Annotated in this window: 18 protein-coding genes; 8 read left to right on the top strand and 10 right to left on the bottom strand. The window is 62.2% G+C overall.

The window, feature by feature from the left end; genetic code table 11:
- Positions 1-15 precede the first annotated feature (15 nt).
- The 8 genes from rbfA to PP263_RS21910 all read left to right on the top strand — a co-directional run bounded on the left by rbfA (position 16) and on the right by PP263_RS21910 (position 7,479).
- Positions 16-474, top strand: a complete 459-nt coding sequence (gene rbfA / locus PP263_RS21875) for a 30S ribosome-binding factor RbfA (RefSeq protein ID WP_308366200.1) — start codon at positions 16-18, stop codon at positions 472-474.
- Between the two features lie 3 nt (positions 475-477).
- Positions 478-1,419, top strand: coding sequence for a tRNA pseudouridine(55) synthase TruB (gene truB, locus PP263_RS21880; protein ID WP_308366201.1), 942 nt, complete (start codon positions 478-480; stop codon positions 1,417-1,419).
- Between the two features lie 134 nt (positions 1,420-1,553).
- On the top strand, positions 1,554-1,823 hold the full coding sequence (gene rpsO / locus PP263_RS21885; RefSeq protein ID WP_183456209.1) for a 30S ribosomal protein S15: 270 nt from the start codon (positions 1,554-1,556) through the stop codon (positions 1,821-1,823).
- A gap of 157 nt (positions 1,824-1,980) precedes the next feature.
- On the top strand, positions 1,981-4,104 hold the full coding sequence (gene pnp / locus PP263_RS21890; protein WP_183456207.1) for a polyribonucleotide nucleotidyltransferase: 2,124 nt from the start codon (positions 1,981-1,983) through the stop codon (positions 4,102-4,104).
- Between the two features lie 168 nt (positions 4,105-4,272).
- Positions 4,273-4,917: a hypothetical protein gene (locus PP263_RS21895; protein ID WP_308366202.1), complete on the top strand. Its 645-nt coding sequence runs from the start codon at positions 4,273-4,275 to the stop codon at positions 4,915-4,917.
- Between the two features lie 101 nt (positions 4,918-5,018).
- Positions 5,019-5,891 carry a D-hexose-6-phosphate mutarotase gene (locus PP263_RS21900; protein WP_308366203.1) on the top strand — a complete coding sequence of 291 codons (873 nt, stop codon included), beginning with the start codon at positions 5,019-5,021 and terminating at the stop codon, positions 5,889-5,891.
- Positions 5,892-6,176: 285 nt separating this feature from the next.
- On the top strand, positions 6,177-6,929 hold the full coding sequence (locus PP263_RS21905; RefSeq protein WP_308366204.1) for a methyltransferase domain-containing protein: 753 nt from the start codon (positions 6,177-6,179) through the stop codon (positions 6,927-6,929).
- An 85-nt stretch (positions 6,930-7,014) separates the two neighbouring features.
- On the top strand, positions 7,015-7,479 hold the full coding sequence (locus tag PP263_RS21910; protein WP_308366205.1) for a DUF3291 domain-containing protein: 465 nt from the start codon (positions 7,015-7,017) through the stop codon (positions 7,477-7,479).
- Positions 7,480-7,507: 28 nt separating this feature from the next.
- Here PP263_RS21910 and PP263_RS21915 read toward each other — a convergent pair whose 3' ends face one another.
- The 10 genes from PP263_RS21915 to gluQRS form a co-directional block, all read right to left on the bottom strand.
- Complete coding sequence (locus PP263_RS21915; RefSeq protein ID WP_308366206.1) at positions 7,508-8,299, bottom strand: thioesterase family protein; 792 nt, start codon at positions 8,297-8,299, stop codon at positions 7,508-7,510.
- A gap of 33 nt (positions 8,300-8,332) precedes the next feature.
- A complete protein-coding gene (gene panB / locus PP263_RS21920) occupies positions 8,333-9,148 on the bottom strand; it encodes a 3-methyl-2-oxobutanoate hydroxymethyltransferase (RefSeq protein WP_308366207.1) in 816 nt (271 codons plus the stop codon).
- Position 9,149: 1 nt separating this feature from the next.
- Positions 9,150-9,836 (bottom strand): deoxynucleoside kinase, encoded by a 687-nt coding sequence (locus PP263_RS21925; RefSeq protein ID WP_308366208.1) that lies wholly within the window; start codon positions 9,834-9,836, stop codon positions 9,150-9,152.
- Between the two features lie 109 nt (positions 9,837-9,945).
- Positions 9,946-10,422 carry a 2-amino-4-hydroxy-6-hydroxymethyldihydropteridine diphosphokinase gene (folK, locus tag PP263_RS21930; protein ID WP_308366209.1) on the bottom strand — a complete coding sequence of 159 codons (477 nt, stop codon included), beginning with the start codon at positions 10,420-10,422 and terminating at the stop codon, positions 9,946-9,948.
- Positions 10,423-11,772: a polynucleotide adenylyltransferase PcnB gene (gene pcnB / locus PP263_RS21935; RefSeq protein ID WP_308366210.1), complete on the bottom strand. Its 1,350-nt coding sequence runs from the start codon at positions 11,770-11,772 to the stop codon at positions 10,423-10,425.
- 112 nt (positions 11,773-11,884) lie between these two features.
- On the bottom strand, positions 11,885-12,076 hold the full coding sequence (locus PP263_RS21940) for a hypothetical protein (RefSeq protein WP_308366211.1): 192 nt from the start codon (positions 12,074-12,076) through the stop codon (positions 11,885-11,887).
- A gap of 639 nt (positions 12,077-12,715) precedes the next feature.
- On the bottom strand, positions 12,716-14,101 hold the full coding sequence (locus PP263_RS21945) for a sigma-54 dependent transcriptional regulator (RefSeq protein ID WP_308366212.1): 1,386 nt from the start codon (positions 14,099-14,101) through the stop codon (positions 12,716-12,718).
- Positions 14,102-14,265: 164 nt separating this feature from the next.
- Entirely contained in the window at positions 14,266-17,244 is a 2,979-nt protein-coding gene (locus tag PP263_RS21950; protein ID WP_308366213.1) for an ATP-binding protein, read from the bottom strand.
- The gene (locus PP263_RS21955) at positions 17,234-17,410 is read right to left on the bottom strand and encodes a hypothetical protein (protein ID WP_308366214.1); all 177 of its coding nucleotides are present in this window, start codon (positions 17,408-17,410) and stop codon (positions 17,234-17,236) included. Before PP263_RS21955 ends, PP263_RS21950 begins: the two co-directional genes overlap by 11 nt.
- Positions 17,411-17,608: 198 nt before the next feature.
- The gene (gluQRS, locus tag PP263_RS21960) at positions 17,609-18,478 is read right to left on the bottom strand and encodes a tRNA glutamyl-Q(34) synthetase GluQRS (protein WP_308366215.1); all 870 of its coding nucleotides are present in this window, start codon (positions 18,476-18,478) and stop codon (positions 17,609-17,611) included.
- Positions 18,479-18,640: the final 162 nt, after the last annotated feature.

Genomic DNA, 18,640 nt, shown 5'->3' on the forward strand with positions numbered 1-18,640 from the left:
CGATATAGGTAAAAAATGGCAAGAGAATTCCACCGCGCCGATCGTGTCGCCGACGCTATGCGCCGCGAACTGGCGCAGCTGATTCAGCGGGAAGTGCGCGACCCGCGTCTGGGTATGATCAATGTCAACGACGTGGAGGTTAGTCGCGACCTCGCCACCGCCAAGGTGTTCGTGACCCTGGTGGGTGAGGACGACCCGGCCAGGATCAACACCTCCATGGAAGTGTTGAACAAAGCCGCCGGGTTCCTGCGCAGCCAACTGGCGCGCTCCATCCAGATGCGCACCATTCCGCGCCTGCAATTCCGCTACGACGAGACTTCCGTGCGCGGGCAGCAGTTGTCCGCGCTGATCGACAAGGCCGTAAAGTCTGATAAAGACCACCACCGGGACGACGATGAAGACAAATCCGCAGGAGCGGATTTGGACGCCGAAGGCGCCCGGAAGTCGTCCACCAAGGACGGTGGGAGTCAGTAATTTATGGGCCGCAGACCTAAATGGGGCCGCGCGGTTCACGGCGTGCTGTTGTTGAACAAGCCCGCCGGCATCACCGCCAACGACGCCCTGCAGAAAGCCAAGCGACTGTTCTTCGCCAACCGCGCCGGCCACACCGGCGCGCTGGATCCGCTCGCCACCGGGGTGCTGCCGATCTGCTTTGGCGAAGCCACCAAGTTCTCCCAGTACCTGCTGGACGCGGATAAGCGCTACCGCAGCACCTTCTGTTTCGGCATGGCCACCGATACGGGCGATGCCGATGGGCAGGTGTTGGCGAGCGCCGATGCCTCGGGCCTGACGGAAGAGAAGTTGCGCGATGCAATGGGCGTTTTCCGCGGCCGTATCCAGCAGGTACCGTCCATGTACTCGGCGCTCAAGCACAAGGGTCAGCCGCTGTACAAGCTGGCGCGCCAGGGACTGGAAGTGGAGCGCGAGGCGCGCACTGTGGACATCTTTTCGTTTGAATTGCTGGGTTTCACCCCCGGCCCCCAACCCCGCGCCGAAGTGGAGGTGCACTGTTCCAAAGGCACCTATGTGCGCAGCCTGGCGGAAGACCTGGGCCGCAACCTGGGAGTGGGTGCCTATGTGGATCAACTACACCGCTCCGCCTGCGGCCCCTTCGACGAAGCGGATGCCGTTACCCTGGATGAGCTGACGGAAGAGCGTGGCGAGGGCAGGGCGGAAAGCCTGGATCATCACCTGTTGCCAGTGGACTCACCCGCCTCGGGGCTGCCCAGACTGACCCTGCCGGACGACTCCGGTTATTATCTGCGTCAGGGCCAGCCGGTAATGGACTTGCAGGTCTACCGTATTGGCGCGGAAGGTGATATGGTGCGCCTCTTCCTGGAAAGTGGTGATTTTCTGGGCGTTGGAGAAATTACCGACGACGGGCGGGTCGCCCCGCGCCGCCTGGTAAGCACCCTGTAGGAGCGGGCCATGCCCGCGATCAGAGTTTGTTCGCGGGCATGGCCCGCTCCTTCAGGGAAAAAACCGTTAGCTGGTCTGTAAATATGCACGGGCCAGCCGAATCTTCAAAGCATATTACGACGAGGTATTTCGTTATGGCACTGACTGCATCTGAAAAAGCAGCCATCCTCAAAGAGCACGGCCAATCCGAAGGCGACACCGGTTCCCCGGAAGTCCAGGTAGCCCTGCTGACCGCCAACATCAACAAGCTGCAGGGCCACTTCTCTGCACACAAGCAGGACCACCACTCCCGCCGTGGCCTGATTCGCATGGTAAACCAGCGTCGCAAGCTGCTGGACTACCTGAAGCGCAAGGACCTGAACCGTTACGCACAGCTGATTGCCAAACTCGGCTTGCGTCGATAAGACTCCTCGATGCCCGCCCCTGGCGGGCATTGTTTTTTTGGGAGCGCGGAGAAGCCTCCGCACGCGGGCATACGCCCGCTAATATTCGTTCTGGTAAGAGCGAATGCTGTAGGGGTTGCTGGAATGGGCCAGCGACCGAAGGAAATAGGAAAATACCGTGAATCCAGTAAGCAAAACATTCCAGTACGGCAATCAGCAAGTCACCATCGAGACCGGCCGCATTGCGCGCCAGGCCACCGGTGCGGCGCTGGTAACCATGGGCGAAACCGTGGTTCTGTGTACCGTTGTCGGTGCCAAGGAAGCCAAGCCCGATCAAGGCTTCTTCCCGCTGTCCGTACACTATCAGGAAAAGGCCTATGCGGCCGGCAAAATTCCCGGTGGCTTTTTCAAGCGTGAAGGCCGCCCGTCCGAAAAAGAGACTCTGACTTCCCGCCTGATCGACCGCCCGATCCGCCCGCTGTTCCCCAACGGCTTTATGAACGAAGTGCAGGTGATGATCACTGTGCTGTCCGCGGAGAAAGACGTAGATCCGGATATTGCCGGCATGATCGGCACCTCGGCGGCGCTGTCCGTTTCCGGTATCCCCTTCGGCGGCCCTATCGGCGCCGCGCGTGTGGGCTATACCCAACAGGACGGTTACCTGCTCAACCCGAGCTACAGCGCGCTGAAAACCAGCGAGCTGGATATGGTGGTGGCGGGCACCGAAGACGCAGTGCTGATGGTGGAGTCCGAAGCCAAGGAGCTGCCGGAAGACATCATGCTGGGCGCGGTGCTGTTCGCGCACCAGGAAATGCAGGCGGTGGTGAAAGTCTGCGAAGAGCTGAAAGCCGAAGCCGGCAAGCCCATCTGGGACTGGCAGCCTGAAGCCGTCAACGAAGAGCTGAAAGCCGCCCTGGAAAACCAGTTCGGCGAGCAGGTGGCAGAAGCCTACCGCATCACCGACAAGCAGCAGCGCACCACCCGCCTGGGCGAGCTGCGCAATGCCGCCGCGGAAGCGTTGGCAACCGAGGAAGTGGACGAAGGAACAGTCAAGAGCTACTTCGGCAAGCTGGAGAAGAAAATCGTGCGCGGCGCAGTGGTGCGCGGTGAGCCCCGCATCGACGGCCGTGATACCAAGACCGTGCGCCCGATCAACGTCGAAGTCGGTGTACTGCCGAAAGGCCACGGTTCCGCGCTGTTTACCCGCGGCGAGACCCAGGCCCTGGTTGTTGCCACACTGGGTGCGACCCGCGATGCGCAGATCATCGATGCCCTGGAAGGCGAGCGCAAAGACTACTTTATGCTGCACTACAACTTCCCGCCCTACTCTGTAGGTGAAGCGGGTCGTGTGGGTGCTACCGGTCGCCGCGAAATCGGCCACGGCCGCCTGGCGCGCCGCGGTATCGCCGCCGTGCTGCCGAACCCGGAGAGCTTTCCCTACACCCTGCGTGTGGTATCTGAAATCACCGAATCCAACGGTTCCAGCTCTATGGCCTCCGTGTGTGGTTCCAGCCTGGCGCTGATGGATGCCGGTGTGCCGCTGAAGGCGCCGGTAGCCGGTATCGCCATGGGCCTGGTGAAAGAGAACGAAGGCTACGCGGTACTCACCGATATCCTTGGCGACGAAGATCACCTCGGCGATATGGACTTCAAAGTGGCCGGCACCGCTTCTGGTGTGACCGCGCTGCAGATGGACATCAAGATCGAGGGAATCACCGAAGAGATCATGGAGACCGCGCTGGAGCAAGCCCTGCACGCGCGTCTGCATATCCTCGCGGAAATGAACAAGGTGATCGGCGCCTCCCGCGAGGTCGTCAACGAGAACGCACCCCGCTACGCGACCCTGAAGATCCATCCGGACAAGATCCGCGATGTTATCGGTAAGGGCGGTGCCACCATCCGCTCCATCACCGAGGAGACCGGTGCATCCATCGATATCGAGGACGACGGCACCATCAAGGTGTTCGGCGAGGACGGCGAGAGCCTGGAAGCGGCGGTTACCCGTATCGAGGAGATCACCGCGGAAGCCGAGATCGGCGCCATCTACGAGGGCACCGTGGTGCGCATCGTGGACTTCGGTGCTTTCGTCAACTTCCTGCCGGGCAAAGACGGCCTGGTGCATATCTCCCAGATCGCGGAGGAGCGTGTCAACGCAGTCACTGACTACTTGAGCGAAGGCCAGAAGGTATTCGTGAAGGTACTGGACGTGGATCAGCGGGGCCGTATCAAGCTGTCCATCAAGGAAGCGAAGGCCGATCAGGCGGAAGAGCCTACTCAGGCCCAGGCGTCTGACGAAACCTGATTCTTTGTCGCTCGTTAAAAAAACCCGGCAATTGCCGGGTTTTTTTATGGACGCAGGCTAATCCGGTGCAGGAGCGTCATGCCGGCATGACGACCAGCGATCACGTCACTCGCCACTCCCCACCCCAACCCGTTAGAATCCCCTATAAAGAAAAAAGGGGAGCCCGCCTTGCACAACTACTGGCTTGTGGAAATCCTGCTCGCACTGGCCGCCACGCTGGTTGCCACCCAGTATTGGCATATTTCCCGCTATCGTCTTCAGACACCGGCCCTGCTGGTGACCGGGGGCCTGCTGTGTCTCGCTCTCGCAGCCGCCGTCGGGGCCTACCGCTACGGCATCGACCCGGGGATTACCGGGTTGCACCGCGCGCTGTCGCGCCTGTCCGGCGCCGTCTCATTTCTGTCGATCGGGCTGGGGCTGCTGTGGGCCCGGCTGCAGCTGCCCCTGGGATATCGCGGCCGCGCACCGGCCTATGCGATCTTCGCGCTGGCGGTCGGCTCTGCGCTGGGCCTGGCGGAGACCACCGGCTTCGATGCGCAGTCCGTAAACAGGCTGTACAGCGCTGTGGGGCTTTCCCTTTGGCTGCTGGTGGCTGCGATGGAATTGTTTGGGCGGCACAGCCTGTCCCGGTTGCAGGTGTTGCTGCTCGCCGCGGGCGCTCTGCTGGTGATTATCGCCGGGCTGTTTGTGGGAACCGGCGCGAGGCGGGTGCTGGGGTTGGCGCGTATCAACTGGTTCCACTTGATGCTGGCATTGGGAGTGATGTCACTACTGTGCGCGCTTCCGATTTTCCGGCGAGAGAAAAACGAATGAATAAAGGGTAACTGCTCACCCTGCAGGAGCGGCGGGGTGGTTCGCTTAAACCAATGCAGATCCCCTATGATTGAGTAATTACAAAAAAGGTTGCAATCCAAGTGAGTGAATCGATACAAACCCAAACCATTAGCCCTACCGACAGCGGCACACTCTACGGCAAGCCCGGCCTGGATCTGTTTCTGGTGCAGACACCCCTGTGCCGCGCGGTGATTGCCAGGCAGGGCGCCCAGTTGCTGGAGTTTCAGGCCGCCGGCTGCGAGCCCCTGCTTTGGCTCAGCCCGAAAGCCTGTTTCGAGCCCGGCGAACCCGTGCGAGGCGGTATCCCACTGTGCCTGCCCTGGTTCGGTATCAACAATCAGGACCCGGAAAAACCCAAGCACGGACTGGTGCGCACCGAGCCCTGGCAACTGGCGAGCGGCAAGGAGCTGGAGGGCGGGGAAGTGGAGTTGGTATTCACTTACCGGCACCCCGGCAACGAACTGTTTAGCGCACCTTTCTTCTGCACGATGACCATGCGCCTGGGAAGGGAATTGGAGTTGCATCTGGAACTGGAAAACCGGGACGAGGAAACTGCAGAGTACAGCTGGGCCTGGCACACCTATTTTCCGGTGGACGATGTGCGCGAGATCGAGGTACGCGGGCTGGAAAACACCGAATACCTGGACAAAACCCGCGGGCTGGAACGCTTCACCCAGGAGGGAGTACTCACTTTCCCAGGGGAAGTGGACCGGGTTTTTGAAAATGCCCCGGAACAACAGCAGATCATCACCAGTGATGCGATTACCGCTCGCAGCGAAAACTGCCACACCGTAATCGCCTGGAACCCGGGCGCAGAACTGGCCACGACCCTGGAGGATGTGGGCGATCACTACCGGGAGTATGTCTGCGTGGAGCACGGCAATGCGTTTGCCAACAGCTGGCAGCTGGAAAGCCGGCAAACAGCAACTGCGTCGCTTCGGCTCACCAGGTAAAAGTTATCGAAAATGAAATACACCTAAGAGCCTGTTTAAAGTCTTCGAAAATTCGACCTCAGTGCGGGGCCGGTATGGATGCCTCTTTCCGGGACACGCTGTAAATACGTCCTTGTACGCTCGTAATCGGCATCCATGCCTCATACGGTCCGGAAAAGAGGCATCCATACCGGCCGGGCGAGCTTCTCGCGAGACTCCAAACAGGCTCTAAGTATTTCCCCGTCGCTGATTACCGATGGACTTTTGTGGGCCCTGCCTGCAGAGAATTGATCAGGAGTTGTTGTTATGCCTACATCCGGTAAACAGGTCTGGAATCCTGACCAGTACGCTGAAAATGCCCGCTTCGTATCCGATCTGGGGGCGCCCGTTGTCGAGCTGCTCGCTCCGATACGCGGTGAACGTATTTTGGATCTGGGCTGCGGTGACGGCGCCCTTACGGTGAAACTTGCCGGATATGGCTGTGAAGTGGTCGCCGTCGATTCAAGCCCGGAGATGATCGAAGCGGCAAAGGCTCTCGGCCTTGATGCCCGCATCGTGGATGGGCAGGAACTTCCATTCGAGAGAGAATTCGACGCGGTATTTACCAATGCGGCCCTCCATTGGATGAAGAATCCAGCGGCCGTGGTCGCCGGGGTGGAGCGGGCGCTTAAGCCCGGAGGGCGCTTTGTCGGCGAGTTCGGGGGGCGGGGCAATGTCGCCGCTATTGTTGCCGCGGTAGAGTCTGCGCTGGGCTCCAGGGGTCTGTATTCGGAGTGCCCCTGGTATTTTCCCGGGGCTGAGGAATACAGTAAGTTGCTGGAAGGAAACGGATTTTCCGTGCAAAGTGCAACTTTGATTCCGCGCCCCACGCCCTTGCCTGGCGACGTGGGTAACTGGATCGAAACCCTGGCGCAGCCCTATCTCTCGGTGATTCCCGATTCGCTGAGAGGGGAGTTTCTGCGGGAGGTGGTGGAGTCGTTGCGCCCGGTTCTTTGCGATCGGAAGGGGAATTGGCATGCGGATTATGTGCGTTTGCGCTTCTGTGCCAGGAAAGGGTAGGTCTGGACGGCCGGGGAACGTACGCTTGGATAATTTTTTGTTGTTTGCGGTTTCGCGCTGGAGCGACCAGTAAAGGGAGTTGATTTTGGCAAAAAGATTTCACCTGGCACAGGTCAATATCGCACGGGCAAAGGGGCCCATGGACAGCCCGGTCATGAAGGGATTTGTGGATCAGTTGGACAGGATCAATGCGCTGGCGGAGAGCAGCCCCGGTTTTGTCTGGCGCCTGCAAACTGAAGAGGGCGATGCTACGGCACTGCAGGCCTTTGACGATGAGCGGATTATCATCAATATGTCGGTGTGGGAATCCTTCCAGGCGCTGAAGGATTATGTCTACGCCGGTGGGCACCTGAAGGTACTGAAAGACAAAAAGAACTGGTTCGAGAAGATGCCGGGCCCGATCCTGGCGTTGTGGTGGATACCCGCGGGGTCCACACCAACGGTCGACGACGGCAAGCGGGCTTTGCAGATCCTGGAAGCAAAAGGCCCCACGCCGGAGGCCTTTTCCTTTGCCAAGCCTTACCCTTCGCCGCAGGTCCAGCCCGCGTAAAAGCAGTTTATAACGCAGCGCGCGGATTTCAGTCGAAAACGGTCACTGTCTGGCGGGTAAAAGCGACCAGCTGTTCCCCGGCATCCCAAAGCCGTGCCTGGACAACCCCGTAGCCATCGGCCGCCTGCTGCACTTCGGCCAGATATTGCCACCAATGTGTACCACTGAAGTTGGGCAGGGGCTCGATAAATTCCACCGTCCAGGATAGCGAGCTGGCAGGTGCCGGTTTTGTAAGCATCGGCAGTATCGCCGGTGGCCAGGCGTCGATCAGCGCCAGCAGGTGACTGACGCCCACCGGTTTTTCTTCAGCTTCTTTGAACCGCACCCAGCCACCCAGTTGATTGTCTTTGCTGCCGCTGAAAGGCTGTTCCCCACGGGCGATGCGATAGTCGAAGTGCTGGGTAAATTCCGGCACGACGCCGGGGATATAGGGTAGCGCCTCGCTGTCCTCGGGCGCCTTGAACCGGGGCGCGGTATCCGTGTCCACCCGCACTTTTGACAGGCGGCCTCTGCCGAAACTGGCCAGCCCCGCGAGTACCACTGAATCTCCTTGCCGGATTCTTCCCTCCACCTGGGTGACCGAGCGCCCGGCCCTGAGAGTGGCCGCGGCAGTGTCCACAGGGCCCGGTGCCATCGGGCCGACGAAGGAAATGGTCAGGGAGCGCAGGCTCGCTTCCGGTTCTACCTGCGCGGCCATTCTTTCATACAGCATGGCGGCCACCAAGCCGCCAAATGTGGCGCGGCCCTGGGACCACCCTTCGGGGATCTCTTGTGCGTCCCGGTTCGATCGCCAGTCGCTGAGCAGTTGATCAAAAGTCATTTTGGATTATCTGATTGCGAGCGGGGAGATTCTTTACTCGAAAGTGTGATTGTCGTCGGGGAAGACGCCGTTCTTTACGTCTTCCGCGTATTTGCGTAATGCGCCCGGAATATTTCCCGTTTCTTCCAGAAAGTTCTTGGAGAATTTCGGCGGCGTTTCGGTGAGGCCGAGGATGTCGTTGATCACCAGCACCTGGGCATCCGTATCCCGGCCGGCACCGATGCCGATGGTGGGCATGGAGACAGTGTCGGTGATTCGTCTGGCGAGGGAGGCGGGCACACACTCGAGGACCAGCAGGTCCGCGCCGGCCTCGTCCAGTTGTGCGGCGTCGTCGAGGATTTCCCCGGCCCGCTCTTCGTCGCGCCCTTGCACGCGGTAGCCACCGAGCTTGTGCACCGACTGCGGGGTAAGGCCCAGATGTGCACATACGGGGATGCCGCGGTCGGTAAGCATTCTCACCGTTTCCGCCAGCCAGGCGCCGCCCTCGATTTTCACCATATGTGCGCCCGCCTGCATGATGCGGGTGGCGTTGGTCAGTGCCTTTTCGGGGGTGGCGTAGGTCATAAAGGGCATATCGCCCATAATCAGCGATTTCCTGTTGCCCCGGGCCACGGCCTCCACATGGTAGATCATCTGCTCCATGGTCACCGGGATGGTGCTGTCGTAGCCGAGTACGGTCATGCCCAGGGAGTCGCCCACCAGCACGGCCTCGACACCGGTTTTCTGCGCCATTGCGGCCATGGGCGCATCATACAGAGCCACGGTGATAAATTTTTCACCGTCCGCTTTCATCTTGCGCAGGGTCTGCACGGTTACGGGCTTTTCCAGTTCGGAGGGAGCGTAAGGCATATCAGACTCCGGGATTGTAATAGTGTCGGCCGCTGTTGATAGTGAGCAGGTATTCCACCAGCTGGTGGTAATCCTCTGGCCGGTCGACGATATCGATGTCTTCACTGTTGACGATCAACAGCGGCGCTTGGTCGTAATAGTGGAAAAACTGCGTGTAGGCGTCGTTGAGTGCGGCCAGATACTCGTTGCCGATAGCGCGTTCGGCGGCGATACCGCGACTGCGGATACGCTCCTGCAGAATCTTGAGGGGAGCCTGCAGATAGATCACCAGATCCGGCTTGGGGGCCTCCAGGGTCAGGTGCTGATAGACCTGTCGGTAGAGTGCCAGTTCGTCGCTGTCGAGGGTGACCTCGGCAAACAGCCGATCTTTCTCAATCAAAAAGTCCGCTACCCGCACCGGCTTGAACAGGTCGTCCTGGCGCAGCGCCTGGATCTGCTGCGACCGCTGCAGCAGGAAGTGCAGCTGGGTGGGCAGGGCCGCGCTTTTGGGATCTCGGTAAAAGCGTTCGAGAAAGGGGTTGTCTTCGGGCTGCTCGAGCAGGGTGTCGTAATTGAATGTGGCGGCGAGCTTTTTCGCCAGGGTGGTTTTGCCCACGCCGATATTGCCTTCCACGGCGATGAATCTGGGCAGGGTTTTGCCGGAGAGATCCAGCTCGCGGGTGTTGGGCTCACCGGGTTCTGTTGCCATTGGGCTCTACTCCTTATCTCCTTCTGCCGCCGGTGTTTTTTGTAGGGCGGTCCATGGCCGCGTGCGGAGCTGGAGCCTTCACGCCCCAGTAAGCTCCGCGCTCCCGGGGTCAGAGTTTTTCCAGGCGGTTGTGCGGGCATTGCAGCAGCAGGGTTTGTATCGACTCTCCCGAGGGGAGTTGCAGCTCCGGCTCCAGCTCCGCCAGCGGCAGAAGCACGAAATTGCGTTCGGCCATGCGCGGATGGGGAACCTGTAGCCGCGGTTCGTCGATGTGCTGCTGTCCGAACACTAGTATATCCAAATCGAGGGTGCGGGCACCCCAGCGGATGCCGCGCTCGCGCCCATGGGCGGATTCGATCGCCTGCAGTCCGTCCAGCAGGTCCAGAGGTTCCAACTGGGTTTCCAGTTCCGCCACCGCATTGATGTAATCGGGCTGGTTGCCGGGGCCGATGGGTGCGCTGCGATAGAAGCTGGAACAGCGCAGCAGGGCGGTTTGCGGCAGCGCGGCGATGGCATCCAGCGCACTGCGCAACTGCTGCTGCGGATCGGCCAGATTGCTGCCGAGGCCGATAAAACAGCGGGTCATTTACTCGGCCCTGGTGGAGCGCCGGCGGCGGCCGCCGCGGCCCCCCCTCCCGCGCCGGCCGCCGCCGTCGCGTTGCAGCTTGCTCACCATGGTTTGCCGCTGCTCTTCGTCCGCCTCCTGAAACTCGGTCCACCACTGGCCCAGGCCCGGCTGGATTTCGCCGGACTCCTCGCGCAGCAGCAGGAAATCGTAGGCGGCGCGGAAGCGCGGGTGCTCGCTCAGGTGCTGGGCGCGATTGCCGGTGCGGCGGGGGAGGCGCAGTTGCATATCCCAGATCTCCCGCATCGGAATGGAGAAGCGTTTGGGAATGGCGGTGTGCGCCAACTGGTTGCCGATGACTTCCTGTGCGGCCTGGGCCAGCGCCGGCACCGGAGGGACACCTTTTTCGGCCAGTTGCCGCTGCTCCGCCTGAACCGCCGGCCACAGCAGGGCAGCGTAAAGGAATGCGGGAGTGACCCGCTTGTCGTCGCGGATGCGCGCGTCGGTATTGCGCAGGGCCTTGCGGGTCAGGGCCAGCGCCGCCGGGTCTTCCAACTGGGCGGCGTTGTCGGGAAACAGGTGTTGCCAGAGCCCGTATTCGTGCAGCAGCTCGAAGGTACTTTCGCCGTAACCGCTCATCAGCAGCTTGAGCACTTCGTCGAACAGCCGCGCGGGGGCGATATTGTGCAGCAGCGGGGCCAGCTCGCCGAGGGGTGCTGCGGTCGCGCGCTCAATGGTGAAGTCCAGCTTGGCCGCGAAGCGCACTGCGCGCAGCATGCGCACCGGGTCTTCCTTATAGCGGGTGACCGGATCGCCAATGATGCGGATCAGGCGCTGTTCGATATCGCGCATGCCGCCGGTGTAGTCGTGGATCTCGAAGCCGTCGGTGGTGTAGTAGAGAGCGTTGATGGTGAAGTCGCGGCGTATCGCGTCGCTCTCCAGGTCCCCGTAGACGTTGTCGCGCAGCAGCATGCCGTGTTCCGATTGCTGCGCCTCGTGGGCCTCGCCCTCGCTGTGGTGGCCGCGGAAGGTGGTGACCTCGATCACCTCGCGGCCGATGCGCGCGTGCAGGATGCGGAAGCGGCGGCCGACGATGCGCGAGCCGCGGAACAGCTCCTTGGCCTCTTCCGGGGTGGCGTCGGTGGCTACGTCGAAGTCCTTGGGGTGGCCGCCCAGGAGCAGGTCGCGCACGCCGCCGCCGACGATATAGGCCCGGAAGCCGGCCTCCTGCAGCCGTTTCATCACCGTGAGCGCCGCCCGGCTGATATTCCGGCGGGACAGGTTGTGGTCGCTGCGCGGAACGATCCTTAGGGTGGCGGGGTTACCTGGCTTGCGCCAGCGTTTGATACTGCTGATCAGGGAATTGAGCATACGGCTGTCTGTTGCTTACTGGGGCTGGGCCCGTCTATTGTGCGGGCGGATTCTACCACAGGCACAAGCGAGCGCCCCGCTATCCGCGGGCGCCAGCGCAAACTGGGGGTAATTAAAGAAAATAAAGAAGGGAATTATTGTTATTCGGTATGAAGGCAGCGGCTTCCCTGCGCTCAATTTGCCGTCTGGCAAACACCCTCTCCCAGGTACAATCAGTCAGTTTGTAAACGCGCTTGTCGTTATTTTTGTTGTCTTCTGCTTTATTTTTATTTTTTATTGTTATTCTTCTGCTGGTTTTGGTCACTGTTTGCTTTTATTGTCGACCGCCCCATTATTTTTATTTTGGCTCGCCCGCTTATTGTCAGTTGTTATTAGGGCTTTAACAGTCATTTATTTTTATTCTTGGCTGTTTTTGTTATTTGTACTAAACAAAGCATTTAGTGTGCCAGTTTTAATAAACCCTTAATAATCAATGAGTTACGCTCTGAGGTGGTTTCAGCTGCCGTTCAGGATGGCTGGGATCGTTACGGATGGCGCGGAAGTTGTTACGCCCGGGTGGGACAGGGGTAACACTTTGCCGGGGGAGGATGTGCGCGGGACGAACTTGTGTTCGCCCGACAGGAAGATAGACATGCGGGCGAACACAAAGTTCGCTCCCTGCGGAACAGATAAGGGTATTTAAAGAGACTCGGGACTTTGGGAAGAGTACTGGCGTCAGACGTGAAGGCCCTGCTACCGGGGGCCGTTCATGAAAAGCGCCTGCGGCTGATAAACAGACCGATGAGGCTGTTGAGTGAACGGCCCCCGGTAGCAGGGCCGCCACTGAATTGGCCACGTCGCTACGGAGTGACAGACGGTCCTGCGGACCGCAAGCGGAGCTGGAGCTCCGCGGCCCCAGGGGCTGGCCCTGTCGCCACTGACACAGCTCCCCGTTCCCGGGGGCTCAGGCTTCGGCGGCCATGCGGCGGCTTTTCTTGCGCGGGATGCCCAGTTTCTGACGCCGCTCCCACAGGCACTTGCGGCTTACGCCCAGTTTCTTCGCCAGTTCGGTCTCGCTCATGGTGTCCTGGTGCTCGAGTACGAAGCGGGCGAAGTAGTCCTCCAGGGACAGGTCTTCGCGGGGGTCGGTGTGTAGACTGCGCGGGCGGCGATCCGGGTCCGCTTCGTCCACCGGCACCAGGTCCAGGTCGATATCCAGGGTGTGGTGGTCTATCTCCCCGTTGCCCTCGGTGAGGATCACCGCGCGCTGGATGGCGTTTTCCAGTTCGCGCACATTGCCCGGCCAGGTGTAGGTGGTGACCGCCTGTACCGCCTCGGGGGACAGCTTGAGGGTGGCGCGTTCCACCTTGGCGCAGAATTTCTCCAACAGATGCTCGGCGATCGCCAGTACGTCCTTGCCGCGTTCGCGCAGCGGCGCCAGGGTCATCTGTACCACGTTGATCCGGTAGTAGAGATCCTCGCGGAATTTGCGCTCGCCGGCCAGTTGGCGCAGGTTGCGGTGGGTGGCCGCCACCAGGCGCACATCCACCTTGCGCGATTCCACCGCTCCTATGGGGCGCACTTCCCCCTCTTGCAGGACGCGCAGCAGGCGCGCCTGGGCTTCCAGGGGCAGCTCGCCGATTTCGTCCAGGAACAGAGTACCGCCGTCAGCGGCGGCCACCAGGCCCTCGCGGGCGGTCTGGGCACCGGTAAAGGCGCCTTTCTCGTGGCCGAACAGTTCGGCTTCGATCAGGGTTTCGGGGATGGCGGCACAGTTGACCGAGATCAGCGGTTTGTCGGCGCGGCGGCTCTCCTCGTGGATGGCGCGCGCCACCAGTTCCTTACCGGTGCCCGTCTCGCCGTGTACCAGCACGGTGGCATCGGTGGGGGCCACCTTGTGGATGCGGGCGTAGAGTTCCCGCATCACCGGGCTGTCGCCGATCATGCCGGAGATGCTGCGGCCCGGATCCTTGCTGCTTGGGCCCTGCGCGCGGCTCTGCGCGGCTTTGCCGATCACCCGGCGTACGGTGGCGATCATCTCGTCGTGATCGAAGGGTTTGGCGATGTAGTCCGCTGCCCCCATGCGCATGGAATCCACTGCCGAGCGCAGGCTGGCGTAGCTGGTCATGATCAATACCGGCACGTCGCCGGCCAGCTTGAGAAGGTCGGTACCCGGTGCTCCGGGCAGGCGCAGATCGGAGATAACCAGGTCGACTTCGCTGAGGCGGTATTTGGTGGTTGCCTCCCGCACAGAGCCCGCCTCGCTTACCCGGTAGCGGTGCCGTTCCAGCAGTTTGCGCAGCGCCGTTCGGATAATGGCTTCGTCTTCGACGATCAGAATGTGGCTCATATGTTACGCCTGGTTACAAAATGCTCAGGAAGAGCCTAGTTTTACCTTTCGGGCGTTTCGATGCAACCCACAGAGGAATGCGGAATGCGGAATTCGGAATGCGGAATGGGTGCAGGGCCCCAAAATCGGGGGCTGCAGCGCACTTATTCCGCATTCCGCATTCATCATTCCGCATTAGATATGGGAAGCTGCACGATAAACCGCGCGCCGCGCCCGGTCTCGGGATTGGCGGGACTGACCAGCTCCAACTGGCCATCGTGCTCCTCCACGATGCTGTACACCATCGCCAGCCCCAGGCCGGTACCCTGGCCCGGCTCCTTGGTGGTGAAGAAGGGCTCGAGGATGCGGTCGCGGTGCTGGGGGGAAATGCCGGGGCCCTCGTCGGTGACTGCCACGCAGGCGCAGCCGCGCTCGGCGTAGCCTTCGATCTGGATGTGGCCGCCGTCCTCACTGGCGTCGCGGGCGTTGCTGAGCAGGTTGATAAACACCTGGATCAGGCGCTGGTTGTCGCCGGGGGCGATCAGGTCCGCGGGCACGGCGTTGTCGAAGGTCACCTGGGTCTTGTCCCGCTGCAGCGACAGCAGTTGCACGGCCTCCTGTACGCAGGCGTAGAGGTCCACCGGGGCGCGCTCGCCGCCGCTGTCGTGGCTGCCGCTGTGGGAGAAGTTCACCAGTGAATGCACTATGCGGCTGATGCGCTGGGTCTGGCTGAGGATCTGGTCGGCGGTGTCGCGCACTTCCGTACTGTCGGACTCGAAGTGCAGGTTCTGCGCCAGGCAGGCGATGCCGGTGACCGGGTTGCCCACCTCGTGGGCCACACCCGCCGCCAGGCGGCCCACGGAGGCGAGGCGCTCGCTGTGGATCAATTCCTGCTCCAGCACCTGGGTCTCGGTGATGTCCTCCAGCAGCAGCATCTGGCCGTCGCTGCTGCGCTCGCCATTTCGCGCGCGCGCGTTGCGGCGGCTCTTGAGGTGGGTCTTGTGCAGGTTCAGCCAGTGACTGTTGCCGTCCAGGTCCACCTGCTGCTTGAAGCGGTGGGCGTCCGTGGACTGGGCGAACTCGGTCAGCAGCGCGCGCCAGGGCTCCGCCAGGTAGTCCAGCTTGGAGCCGATCACCTCGCTGGCGGCGATACCGGTGAGATCCTGCATGGCGTAGTTCCACAGCAGTATCTCGCCATCGCGGCCCAGGGAGCAGGCGGCCAGGGGCAGTTCCTCGAGCATCTGCCGGTGGTAGAGGCGCAGGTTGTTGAGTTCCGCGGCCAGGCCGGTGAGCTGGTTCTTGTAGCGGTTGAGCCGGGTCTCGATCAGGTGGATGTCCTTGTTGGCCGGCTGGCCGCTGTCCTTGAAGGGGAAGTGGCGGTCGATGATCTGCCCGGCGAGCACCCGGCCCAGCAGCCCGGACAGGTTGGCCTCCAACTTGTTGCGCAGTTGGCGCAGAGCGTAGGGACGGCGCTCGCCGTCGGGCAGCCCCAACTGGCGCAGGGCGCGGTTCACCTCCTGGTTGGCGGTGGCGGCGCCCAGGCTCTCGGACAGGCGCAGGCGGAAGTCCGCGGTCGACTCCACGTCCATTTCCAGGCGCAGGGCCTGGCTCAGGGTGTCGTCGCTGCACAGGTCCGCCGCGTACTGTTCCAGGCTGCTGCTGCGGGTGAACAGGGAAAGCCCCACGAACAGCAGCACATTGACCCCCAGCGACAGGGTGGTGACCTGGGTCCAGATACTCATACCGAGGGGTATCTGTATCTCAGTCCCCGGCAGGGTGATGCCGCTGGCGCCGAACACCGACGGCAGTAATAAGCCGCCTGCCCACACTAGATTCCCCGCGAGCAGGCCGCCGATAAAGCCGCGCTTGTTGCCCCGCGGCCAATGGATCACCGCGAAGATGCCCGGCAGGAGCTGCAGGGAGGCGATAAACGCCAGCAGAGCCAGGTCGGACAGCGCCAGGCGATTGTTGAGCAGCAGGTAGAAGCCGAAACCGGCCAGGAACAGCGCCGCCACCAGGGCGCGGCGCAGCCACACCAGCTGGCGGTACATATTGTCCTCCGAGTGCCAGCGGGTGCCCGGCAGCAGCCAGTGGTTCATCACCATGGTGGACAGCGCCAGGGTGATCATCACCAGCGCCCCGGTGGCGGCGGAGAGCCCGCCCACAAATGCCAGCACCGTAAGCAGCGCGGAGCCGCTGGCCCGGGGCACGGCGAGGGCGAAGTACTGCACCGGCTCGGTGACGTCCAGCGCGAAGCCGGCCCACATAATCGGGAAGATAGGCAGCGCCATCAGCAGCAGGAACAGCGGAAAGCCCCAACTGGCGGTGCGCAGGGCCTGCGCCGCCGGGCGCTCGGCGACACTCAGGTAGAAAATGTGCGGCATAGCCACCGCGGTGGCGATAAACACCAGCAGCAGCGTGTGCGAAGAGCCCTGTTTGATGGGGGTGTAGAGCAACTGCTGCATATCGCTGTTCTGTGCCAGCCAGCGGTCCAGGCCGCCGAGGCCGCCGAAGACCCCGTACACCGCGTAGAAGCCCACCGCCAGCAGTGCCACCAGCTTGACCACCGATTCCAGCGCCATGGCGCTGGCGAGGCCGGCGCGGCGCTCGCCGCTGGCGCCGTACATGCTGGTAAATACCGCCAGCAGCACGCAGTAGAAGAAGGCGATCAGGTTCTTGCTGGTGACGCCGCTCTCCGCCAGTGCCAGCGTGGCCACGCTGTCCCGGGACAGCAGCGCCAGGGTCTCGGATACCGCCTGTATCTGCAGCGCGATCAGTGGCAGCAGGCCGAGCAGCAGGAACAGGGTGGCCAGGGTGCCCGCCTCACGGCTGTGGTAGCGGAACACCAGCAGGTCCGCCGGCGACGTGAGCTGGTAGCGCTGCGCCAGACGCGCCAGCGGTTCCAGCGCTACCGGTGCGAACAGGAACATGGCGCCGGTGCCCAGGTAGTAGGCCAGTACGCCGTAGCCATACTGCCAGGCCAGGTCCACGATGCCGTAGAAGGTCCAGGCGGACAGGGATACCCCCAGCGACAGCACGTAGATCAGTGGGTGGCGCACCCAGCGCGCCGGCAGCCAGCCCTTGGAGGTGGCGAAGGCGACGAAGAACAGCGCGGCGATATAGGCCACGCCGATCAGCGCGATATGGCCTACCTCAAAGCTCATTGGACTTGCGCCTGAGTTGGATAAAGACCGCCAGCAGAATCAGCACGAACCAGAGGATAAACGGCCGGTACCAGGCGCCGGAGGGATTGATCATCCAGGTAAAGATCGTCGGCGAGAAGACGTAGCCCACCAGTACCAGCAGGATTAACAGAGTGCGGTTGGTCATTGGAACCTGGGCTCGGGGCCTGTGGCTCCCCTCTCCCGCTTGCGGAGGAGGGGCTGGGGGAGGGGGGAGCCGCAGGCCCACCCACTTCACACCCGGAAAAATCGATCGCGGCCATGGGCCGCTCCCGGCCGGACCGCTCCTACAGGGTATTTCTCAATACCACAAAATTGGCGGGAAAATGTTAATTGCCGAAGGGCCTCAGCGCAATTGCCGATCGCGCATATCCACTTGGTGGCGCTGCCAGCGCGCCGCGGCCCACTTGAGAATATGTTCCGGCTCTTCCCGCGCCAGTTCTTCGGGTGGGTGAAAGCCGAGAAAGCCTAGTGCGACGCACAGGTTTTCCGGTGCGCGTGTGTCGTCTATCGCCGGGGCGTGATTCTGCTTGCTGAGCTTCTGGCCCGCGGGCCCCATCACCAGGGGCAGGTGGCCGAACTGCGGTGGCGGCGCGCCCAGCAGGCGGAACAGCAACTGCTGGGCGCCAGTGGTATCGATCAGGTCGGCGCCGCGCACGATATGGGTCACACCCTGGTCGATATCGTCCGCTACCACCGCCAACTGGTAAGCGTAGAGGCCGTCGCGGCGCTTGAGAATGGTGTCCTCGGCGATCGCCTGGGTCTGTGCGCCGCGCCAGAGGTCGACGAAGTGCTCCTCGCCGCCGGCGCATATTAGTCGCAGGGCGCTGGGGCCCTGTTCCTCCCGGGTACCCCGGCAGCGGGCGTTGTCGTGCCCGCCGGCGGCGCGGATCTGTGCCCGGGAGCAGCGGCAGGGGTAGATCAGTTCCCTCGCCGCCAGTTCCGCCAGGGTGGCTTCATAGAGCTTGTGGCGCCCGCTCTGCCACTCCAGGGGGCCGTGCCAGTGCAGGCCGTGGGCCTCCAGCGATTTGACGATGCGCGTGGCGGCGCCGGGTTCCTCCCGCGGGGGGTCCAGGTCCTCCATACGCACCAGCCAGTGCCCGCCGTGAGCCACGGCGTCCAGGTAGCTGCCCAGGGCACACACCAGGGAGCCGAAATGCAACGGTCCGGTGGGGGAGGGGGCGAAGCGTCCGACGTAAGAGTGAGAAGAGTTCAACAGTTGGTTCTTGGGTAGCTCAGTGGCGACCCTGCTGCCGGGGGCTTTGTGTCAGACACGCTGTGAATACGTCCCTGTACGCTCTCCACGGCCATCCATGGCCGTGAAAGGTCTGACACAAAGCCCCCGGCATCAGGGTCTTCGCATCAGCGCTTGGGTACT

Source organism: Microbulbifer sp. TB1203, assembly GCF_030997045.1.
Taxonomy (GTDB): domain Bacteria; phylum Pseudomonadota; class Gammaproteobacteria; order Pseudomonadales; family Cellvibrionaceae; genus Microbulbifer.